Origin of the sequence: Kineococcus gurbantunggutensis (genome assembly GCF_050871925.1) — a bacterium.
In the GTDB taxonomy this organism is placed as follows: domain Bacteria; phylum Actinomycetota; class Actinomycetes; order Actinomycetales; family Kineococcaceae; genus Kineococcus.
Window position 1 is genome coordinate 41,814 of the sequence record NZ_JBJLSG010000021.1, and the last position, 8,803, is coordinate 50,616.

General features: G+C 71.0%; 11 protein-coding genes. All 11 read left to right on the forward strand.

The window, feature by feature from the left end; translation table 11 throughout:
- The first annotated feature begins 6 nt into the window (after positions 1-6).
- The 11 genes from ACRYR7_RS06125 (at position 7) to ACRYR7_RS06175 (ending at position 8,766) form a co-directional block, all read left to right on the forward strand.
- Entirely contained in the window at positions 7-189 is a 183-nt protein-coding gene (locus ACRYR7_RS06125; protein WP_432571185.1) for a hypothetical protein, read from the forward strand.
- Positions 190-442: 253 nt separating this feature from the next.
- Entirely contained in the window at positions 443-910 is a 468-nt protein-coding gene (locus ACRYR7_RS06130) for a hypothetical protein (protein ID WP_432571186.1), read from the forward strand.
- Positions 907-1,428, forward strand: a complete 522-nt coding sequence (locus tag ACRYR7_RS06135; protein WP_432571187.1) for an E3 binding domain-containing protein — start codon at positions 907-909, stop codon at positions 1,426-1,428. The genes ACRYR7_RS06130 and ACRYR7_RS06135 overlap by 4 nt, the downstream gene beginning before the upstream one ends.
- A gap of 218 nt (positions 1,429-1,646) precedes the next feature.
- Positions 1,647-3,869 (forward strand): tape measure protein, encoded by a 2,223-nt coding sequence (locus ACRYR7_RS06140; RefSeq protein ID WP_432571188.1) that lies wholly within the window; start codon positions 1,647-1,649, stop codon positions 3,867-3,869.
- Positions 3,870-4,911: 1,042 nt separating this feature from the next.
- On the forward strand, positions 4,912-5,154 hold the full coding sequence (locus ACRYR7_RS06145) for a hypothetical protein (RefSeq protein ID WP_432571189.1): 243 nt from the start codon (positions 4,912-4,914) through the stop codon (positions 5,152-5,154).
- 101 nt (positions 5,155-5,255) lie between these two features.
- Positions 5,256-6,014 (forward strand): potassium channel family protein, encoded by a 759-nt coding sequence (locus tag ACRYR7_RS06150; RefSeq protein WP_432571190.1) that lies wholly within the window; start codon positions 5,256-5,258, stop codon positions 6,012-6,014.
- A gap of 70 nt (positions 6,015-6,084) precedes the next feature.
- Positions 6,085-6,414: a hypothetical protein gene (locus ACRYR7_RS06155; RefSeq protein ID WP_432571191.1), complete on the forward strand. Its 330-nt coding sequence runs from the start codon at positions 6,085-6,087 to the stop codon at positions 6,412-6,414.
- Complete coding sequence (locus tag ACRYR7_RS06160) at positions 6,411-6,608, forward strand: hypothetical protein (protein WP_432571192.1); 198 nt, start codon at positions 6,411-6,413, stop codon at positions 6,606-6,608. Before ACRYR7_RS06155 ends, ACRYR7_RS06160 begins: the two co-directional genes overlap by 4 nt.
- 338 nt (positions 6,609-6,946) lie before the next feature.
- Positions 6,947-7,246, forward strand: a complete 300-nt coding sequence (locus ACRYR7_RS06165) for a hypothetical protein (RefSeq protein ID WP_432571193.1) — start codon at positions 6,947-6,949, stop codon at positions 7,244-7,246.
- On the forward strand, positions 7,246-7,722 hold the full coding sequence (locus ACRYR7_RS06170; RefSeq protein ID WP_432571194.1) for a hypothetical protein: 477 nt from the start codon (positions 7,246-7,248) through the stop codon (positions 7,720-7,722). The genes ACRYR7_RS06165 and ACRYR7_RS06170 overlap by 1 nt, the downstream gene beginning before the upstream one ends.
- A 99-nt stretch (positions 7,723-7,821) precedes the next feature.
- The gene (locus tag ACRYR7_RS06175) at positions 7,822-8,766 is read left to right on the forward strand and encodes a helix-turn-helix domain-containing protein (protein ID WP_432571195.1); all 945 of its coding nucleotides are present in this window, start codon (positions 7,822-7,824) and stop codon (positions 8,764-8,766) included.
- The last annotated feature ends 37 nt before the right edge of the window (positions 8,767-8,803 follow it).

Sequence of the window (8,803 nt, forward strand, 5' to 3'; positions counted from 1 at the left end):
GACGCCATGCTCAACGTCGACGGACGGCCCCTCGAGGCCGACCACACGCTCGCGCGCAGCCTCGGTGGCGGCCTGGCCGACCGCCTGTTGATAGCCACGTGCAACGCCTCGCGCGGCGCCGGCCGCGCGTCCACACGCACCGCAGCCGCTTCCGATGAGCGGCGCCCCTACTGGTCCCGAGAGTGGTGAGTCAGGTGACCCTCATTTTTCTGACGAGCTGGGAGGTTCCTGACCCACAGTGGGGTCAAGATATCTCCCCCCGAGCTCTGCGCGAGGAGTCCGGCACTGCCTCAGCAGCTCTTCACGAGTCGTTCCGCGGCCGATCTGGCGCTCTCCCGCAGCACCTGCGTGCTCTGCGGGCTCAGCCACGCGGAAGGCTTCTGAGGCCTCGTCAGTCGGGGCTGGGCGAGCAGCGGTCGAGCTCGGCGCGGCGTCGGGAGGCGTGAGCGTGCACGGCTACCGCTGCCCGCCGACGTTCCAGCAGTACGCGGTGCGCCTGGGTGGTTGCCACGTCTTGCTGGGCTCCCCGCAGGCGCTGCTGGACGTGCTGCGGGCGCTGCAGAAGTCAGTGGCCGCTGGCCGCAGCGACGGCGTGGGTGCACCCGCCCGGGTCCTGGACCTCATCGCGCTGCTGCAGGCCGAGCTGGCCGAGCACGAGCAGCCCCCGCCGGCGCCGGCTTCCGCGCCCGCTTCCGCGGAAGTTCCGCCCAGGGGAGTTCTGGCACCGTCGGTACCGGTGGACGTCGCCCGGGCCGCACAGGTCCTTGGCCTGACCACTCGCCAGGTCCGGAACCTCGCCGAGCAGCTCGGCGGCCGCAAGATCGCCGGGTGCTGGCAGTTCGAGCTGGCGGCCCTGGAAGAGGAAGCGGCTCGCCGCGCGGCGACCCGGAACGAGGAGGTAGCAGCATGAGCCCCACCCCGAACATCACCGCCGAGGCCCGCCAGGTCGCCGCGGCCTGCGGCATCGACCCGACCACGCTGAGGGGCACCGGCCCGGCCGGGCAGGTCGTTCGCGCCGACGTCGTGCACCAGCACAACACCAACCTCGGCCTCGGCTTCCTCAACGCGCGCACCGGCACCGGCGCGGGCCGGCCCGCGGCGCGCCGCGCGAGCTCCGCGCGAGCCACTGCCGCCTCGGGCCCGTACACCGGCGCCGCCGGTGGCCTGCCGGCCTTCACCGCCTCCGGGCTGGACCCGGCGGCGCTGCTGAGCTACCCGGCGCCGGTGCGCCCGGCGATGGCCGCCGCCGCCACCGCGGCCGCGGCCTACGGCATCGGGCAGCGCTACGCCGGCCTCAGCGACGAGCAGGCCGCGCTCAAGCTCGCGCTGGACACCACGGTGGAGGAGGCCGTCGCCTACGCCTGGGGCAACGCCACCGGGTTCGACTACCAGGCCGCCACTCGTCACGGCCTGCCCGTCGGGGAGTAGCACCCGCTGGGGCAGCGCCCCACCCCGGGCCGGTAGCGCGGCCCGCACGACTTGCGGCTCGGGCGTCAACGTCGCCCCGACGGTCTTCTCCTTTCGGCCGGCTCGGGGAGCGAAGGACGCAGCCGGCGCACGCCGGAGCGGGGCCCTGCGGGTGCTCGTGATGTACCTGCGCCCGAGTCGTCATCCCCTTCCTCAGCGCACACCCACAGGAGGCCGCCGTGGCCGAAGTCGCCATCCGCATCAACGTCGCCGGCGGGGACCAGGCAGCCCGGCAGTTCCGGGGCACCGCCGTCGAGGTCGCCGGCCTCGGCGCGGCCACCGAGCGCGCCAGCTCGCGGATGCACGCGGCCCTGTGGCGCATCGGCACGATCGGCATCAGCGCGGCGCGCGGGGTCGGCTACGTCACCGCGGCCCTCGGCGGCCTGGGCGCCGCGGCGGCCACCGTGGGCCTGAAGACGGCCGCGAACATGGAGCAGGCGAACATCGCCTTCACCACGATGCTCGGCTCCGGGGAGCGGGCGCAGGGCTTCCTCACGGACCTCAACAAGTTCGCCGCCACCACCCCGTTCGACTTCCCCGGGCTGACGACGGCGGCGTCCTCGCTCATCTCCGCGGGCATCGACGCCAACAAGGTCATCCCGATCATGCGCAGCCTCGGCAACGCGACGTCCGGGATGGGCACCGGCGCCGAGGGCATCGCCCGCGCGACGGTGGCGCTGCAGCAGATGAACGCCGCCGGCAAGATTCAGGCCGAGGACCTGAACCAGCTGCGCGACGCGGGCATCCCCGTCTACGACCTGCTCACCGCCGCCACCGGCAAGAGCACGGCACAGATAGCCGAGATGGTCGACAAGGGCAAGCTCGGCCGCGCCGAGCTCGACGCGCTGATGAGCGCGCTCGAGTCCGGCAAGGGCCTCGAGAAGTTCAACGGCCTGATGGAGGCTCAGAGCCAGTCCCTCTCGGGAATGGTGTCCACCCTCAAGGACACCGCCGGCATGGGCCTGTCGGGGGCGTTCTCCCCGGCCATCCCGTTCCTCAAGACGATCCTCACCGACGCCAACGCGCTGCTCACCCGCGTGCTGCCCGGCATCACCACCGGCGTCGGCAAGGTCACCGCTGCCATCGCCGGCGTCTACGAGATCGCCGTGCGCGGCGACTTCAACGGCGGGTGGTGGGGACAGCTCGGCGTCGAGGAAGACAGCCGGATCATCGACTACCTGTTCCGCATCCGCGAGGCCATCTCCGGTGCCGGCTCCGCCGTCGCCGGTGTCGACTGGACCGGGGTGGGCACCCGCGTCCTGGACACGATGCGCTCCGTGGCGCAGGCGTTCTCCAACATCGACTGGTCGGCCCTCGGCGTGGGCCTGACCGCGGTGGGCAAGAGCATGGGCGACTTCGGCACCATCGCCGTCGTCGCTGGCGGCTTCGCCCGCATCCTCGGCGGCACCCTGCAGTTCCTCGCCGAGCACGTGGACACCATCGTCAAGTTCGCCCCCGTCATCGCCGCCGGCCTGCTGCTGTGGCGCGCGGGCATGGCGGTGGCCACCGTGGCGGCCGGTGCTCAGGCTGTGGCGACGCTAGCAACGGCCGCGGCCACCACCGCGAACGCGCTGGCCACCTTGCACGCCTCGAACACGCTGCGCCTGATGAACGGCGTCACGCAGCAGGCCATCGTGCTGCGCATCCGCGACGCGGTCGTGAGCAACGCGCAGGCCGTGGCCACCCTCGCCTCCGCGGCGGCCTCCCGGGTCGCCGCGGCCGGGCAGTGGCTGTGGAACGCAGCCCTCACCGCCAACCCCATTGGCCTCGTCGTCGTGGCCATCGCCGCGCTGGCCGCGGGCCTGACGTGGTTCTTCACCAAGACGGAGGTAGGGCGCAAGGCGTGGGACAAGCTCTCCGGGGCGTTCCGCGAGGGCGTCGCGTGGATTCAGAACGCGGCCGTGCCGCTGTTCCGCCTCGGCCTGTCCGCGGCCCTCGACGCCGCCCGCAGCAAGTTCGACACGATCAAGAACGCGGTGGGCGGGTTCGTCGCCAAGGTCCGCGAGGCGTGGGATTGGGTCAAGCGCCTCGCCGACCGCATCAGCGACTCCGCCCTCGGCCAGGCCGTCTCCTCGATCGGCGGGGCGTTCGGCATCGGCGGCGCCCGCGCGGCCGGCGGGCCCGTGGACGCCGGCACCACCTACCTCGTCGGCGAGCAGGGCCCGGAGCTGTTCACCGCACCGCGGGCCGGGCGCATCCTCTCCCACGAGCAGACCCTGACCGCGCTGAGCCCGAGCACCATGGACGCCCCACGCGTGTCCCTGGTCAAGGACGACCTCGGCCTGTCTGGGCAGGACCTCGCCGGGCTCGCGCAGCCCGTCGTGGTGTCCGTGCAGATCGACGGCCGCGAGCTGCTGCGCGCGGTGGCCACCGAGGCGAACCGGAAGATGGCGAGGTCGTGAGCGTGCCGGCCCGGTACGTCACCGACGAGGACCTCGCCCGCGCCGCGGACCTGCTGGCTGCCGACGCCGAATACGGACTCGGCTAAGGCGGTCGGAAGCCCGGGGCGGTGTGCTGGCATCTGCAGCACACCGAGGAGTAGCAGCGCCTGCCACATCTGGTCGCGTCGCTGCTCAGTGGTCTCCACGGCACCTTCCACCGTGCTGCGCTACTCCAATATTGCTTGTAGCAAAGATCCACGGTCTTGCTGCATAGGTTGTGGTGGCTGAGCGCACATGGCTGTCAGCCGTTCACTCCTCGGGTTCACCATCCCGCTGGCTGGTCGAGGCAGACACGGAGCGCTTACGCAACGGCCATGCTGCATGGATCATCATCGGCAGCGCGACGACGATGGCCACGGTGTTCATAGTGCCGGCGCCTGCCACATCTTGGCCGCCAGCCAGAGCCCACGCGGCTGTTGCTGTCCAGCTCAGGGCCCCTACTCCGAGCCAGCGCACAATCCGGCGCGCTTGACGCGCGATGGCGTCATGATCTGTCCACAGGGCAGCCGCATATAGGGCCTGACCAGCACAGGCCCCATAAGCAGCTGCGGCCGTGGAATCACCCGCATGCAGAGCCTCACGAGCGATGACCGCCATCATCAGGGCGACGAGCAGGCCGCTACCTGTCGGGATGCGATCGACCACAGGAGTGAGGAGCTTCTCAAAACTAGACACGATCTAGTACCTCCGTTACTGTTGAGGGGGACGATATCCAATTGATGGCTTGGCGATCTCACAGCGTGCCAGGCCCATAACTGACAGTCAAGATTTTGATCTTGTGATGTGCGACACTCAGGTTCTGCCCAGCAGAGACCATCACCCTGCGTGAAGAGCTTGACCGACTTGATAGCCCCGGGTGCCCAAAGATCCTCACCGCCCACTGTGAGCATGCTGCGGCTGGGCCCTGACGTTCACCGATGCTGCGGCCGCGCTCGTGGCAGCGTGAGCTGCTGACGCGTCGGCAGCACTGGCCCGGCGCACGAGGGCAGCGGAGGGTGTGCGCGTGTTCGGCAAGAAGGACGATGACGGCAAGACGCAAGCGGAGAAGGTGCAAGCGGTTCTCGACCCGGGCCTGGCGCACCGCACGTGGTCGGTGCTCGATGCCGGTGCTGCCGGCCGCCAGCGCGACGTGATGCGCGCCTACGAGCAGATCAAGCTCGTCGAGGCGCTGCTCGCTGAGCAGCAGCGCACCAACCGCCTGCTCGAGCAGCTCGTGCGCGCGGCTGGGCAGCACCCGGTGGACTGACGGCTCACGGCGCCCCTGTTTGGTCAAGGCGCGCTGTTCGTCCAGCTCGTCGTGCATCGTGGGGGACTTGACGTGGTCACGAGCACCCTGGAGCGGCAGCAGTGCAGCAGGCAGTCGACGTCCCCGGCGCGGCCGGGGCCCACCGCGCTCGCCGCTCGCGCGCGTGGGGGACCACCTTGACCGCCGCTGCCGTGGCGTGGCTGGCGGCCTACGCTCTGCCGATCCTGCGCCCAGAGCTACCTGTGGCCGCCCGTGAGGTCTGCGCCGCGGTCTCGAGCGCGGTGTGGGCCCTCTTCGCCGTGGACTACCTGTGGCGCCTGGCACGAGCCCGGCAGCGGCTGCTGTTCATCTGGCACCACCCCCTTGACTTGCTCCTGCTGGCCCTGCCGGCCCTGCGCCCGCTGCGCCTGCTGCGGCTGGTGACCGTGCTGCAGGTCCTCAACCGCCGCGCCGGCGCCTCCTTGCGCGGGCGCGTCAGCGTCTACGTCGCCGTGGCCACAACACTGGTGGGCTTCTGCGCTGCTCTGGCCGTGCTGGAGGCGGAGCGCCAGGCACCGGAGGCGAACATCACCAGCTTCACCGACGCCTGCTGGTGGGTGCTGACCACGATCACGACCGTAGGCTATGGGGACCGCTATCCGGTGACCGGCACCGGGCGCCTGGTGGCCATCGCACTGATGCTGGCCGGCATCGCCCTGCTGGGCACGGTGACCGCCTCCTTGGCGTCGTGGCTGATCGAGCGGGTCGCCGAGGAGCAGGAGGGCGCCGCAGCGGCCACGCGCGCTGACGTGGTCGCCTTGGCCTCAGAGGTGCGGCAGCTGCGCGCCGAGCTACAAGCACGGTGCGAGCCCGACCGGTGAAGCACTAGGCGTCGTCAAGGTGGTCGCGCGATCTGCCGAGGACCTGACGGTGATCTCTGAGGAGCCAGGTGTGCGGCTGCTGCCTACCGAGGCGCGCGACATGGTGCCCTCTGCGGTGCGCTGGGCCCAGGCCGTGCACGCCGCGGTCAAGGCCGTGCCCTCCCAGGTGATGCTGCGCCCGGCCCGGCGCTCGCTGAGCGCGGTGGTGTGGGTGCTGGCCGCCGCGGCCGACTTCGAGGACCGCATCCCAGCGTCCTTCACCGCCGCGGTGCTGGCCCGCGAGGCGGGCGTGGGGGCACGGGTGTGGCAGCAGCGCACCGCGTGGCTGCGCGAGCATGGCTGGCTGGAGCACGACGGTGGGCACCACCGGTCGGGGTGGCGGCTGCGGACGCCGGCGTGAGGCGCGGGCACCAGCACCCCGAGGGTGGCCGGGCCTTCACCCTGGCTGAGACGATGACGTGGCCGCACCAGGAGTGCCCCGACTGCGGCGAGTACACGGAGTGGTGGACCTGGTACCTCGACCAGCAGGACGGCGCCTGGCGGCTGTCGGTGGGGCGCTGCCCAGAGTGCGACGGAGTGCGAGGGACGCCCTAGCCTTGGAGTCGCCCCCGCCGACCTGCTCCCCCCTGATGATGAGGAGCAGGAGCCGTGAGCGAACAGCAGCACCCCGCATGGCGCGGCCTGCTCGTCGGCCTTGCCCTAGTCGCCGGCGGAGCCGCCGTCGTCGCGGCCCTGGTGTGGCTGGTGACGTGGTGAGTGGTGTCGCTGAAGTGCAACCTGTGATCTTACCCCGAGTGCCACAAGCCACTTTGTGCTCAAGGAGCCGACGTGACAGTCTCAAGCCCCAAGCGGGACGTGTCGACACCGAACCGCACAAGGGGCTGACAGCACTACACGGTGAGTGCTTGGATCGAGAGGTGGAAAAGGTGGGGATGGACGAGTTCGAGAGCCTGATTCACTCGATCGGCGAGAACACCGTCCGCGTGGTCAAGCGACAGTCCGGTGTCACCCGGGTGCTGGTCGAGGGCGACGAGGTGACCCACGACGTTCGCATCGAGCTGTGCCTGGTCGAGGACGACTGGGACCTCCAGGTGCGGCTCATCGAGAGCATGGCCGAGATCCGGGAGCTCTACATCGACGAGGTCGCTCTCGACTACGACTTCACCGTCCAGGACGAGTGCACCCCGGTGCCTCACGCCTCTCCGGCGAAGGCCTACAGCCACGCCATCTGATGCCCAGACTCACCGCTGACACCCACGCGAGGCGCGCTGAAGAGCACGCCAAGGTCGGGCGCCTGATGGTGCAGGTCGGGGCAGAGTGGGGGGCGGTCTGCCTCTTCTACTCGGCGTATCACCTGGTCAAGAGGGCTTTGATCCTTGATCCAGTGTTCGACAACCCTGTCGCCCTGGCTCAAGTAGATCTTCCCGAGGCGGCGCGTCATCCTGAGAGCCACCGAGGCCACACGCGGTCCGGTGGCGGGCGGGTGTGGGGCGTCAGTGACCTGGTCCTCAAGCTGTACGCCCCGCTCGAGCAGCCCTACAAGCGGCTGACGGTCGCCAGCCACCACGTGCGCTATGGGAGGGGCTTCCGCGGGGGAGCCGTCGGACTGCAGCGCCTGGAGCAGGACCTGGCGACCATCGAGCAGGCTTCGGCGGCCGGGATCATGTGCGGGCCTATGCCGATGCCGACTGCTGTACGCCGTCCTTGATCTAGAACATGACGAAGCGCCCCAGCACCTCCTGCGGTGGAGGCGCTGGAGCGCTGCCGTGCACAGGTCGCCACCTCCTCAGCGTGCGAAGCTCAAGCCGTGGGGGAGCTCGAGGGCCGTGACGAGGTCGTCGAAGGAATCATGCTGCTCTCGCGGCAGATGCTGCACCTGACCGAGCAGCTGGCCGCCCTCATCGAGCACGTCGGCGCACCTGCACCGCCGCCCGAGCTGATGACCACCCAGCAGGTGGCCCAGATGCTCGGGGTCGCCGAGTCCTGGGTGCAGGGCGAGGCCCGGGCCGGGCGCATCCGCCACCGCCGCATCGGGCGCAGCTACCGCTTCGCGCGCTCTGACCTCGACGACCTGGTCGAGCGCTCTCTCAAGGAGCCCCCCGAGCAGGGCCTGCTGCTCTCGGCGCGCTCACTGGCAGCGCTGCGCCGCAACAAGCGCGAGGGTCGGGCGCCGGTGACGCCGCGCCGGCTGGGCCCCTTCGACCCCCCGGGCATCCCGGACGGCGCCATCCCGGACCCCTCGCGGCCGCGGATGGTCCGCGTCGTCTGTCCCGCTACCGGCCGCTACGCCACCGCCAGCGGCTCGCACGAGCTGGACACCACGGTCGACTGCCCCGAGTGCGGCCGCCCCTTCTGCACGCTGCGGCGCTTCGATGCGAAGACCCGCCGGGGCACCATCACCCGCCACGTCCTCTACCTCCCTGTCGCCGACCTGACGCCCGAGCACGTGCTGTGGCCTGGAGGTGAGCGGGGGAGTCAGCAGCCGCCGATACCTGCGGCCGCGCCGACGTCACCACCATCGCCGCCTGCTGACTCGGGTCCGCCGGCGATGGTGCGCTGCCCCGGCAGCGGCCGCGCTGTGAACGTCGACAAGGGCCCGGTGCGGTGCCCCTCGTGCCAGCGCGCGGACCTCACTGCGCCGCGCTTCTCGCCCCTGCGCAACTTTGGGCTGCTGCCTGCCCACGGCAAGACGGTGCCCGCCGACAGCGAGGAAGCGGAGCTGGAGCGCTGGCAGGAGCCGACCCCATCCTGAGCGGGGTCACGAGCCGACACGCGAGGGCCCCGCACCA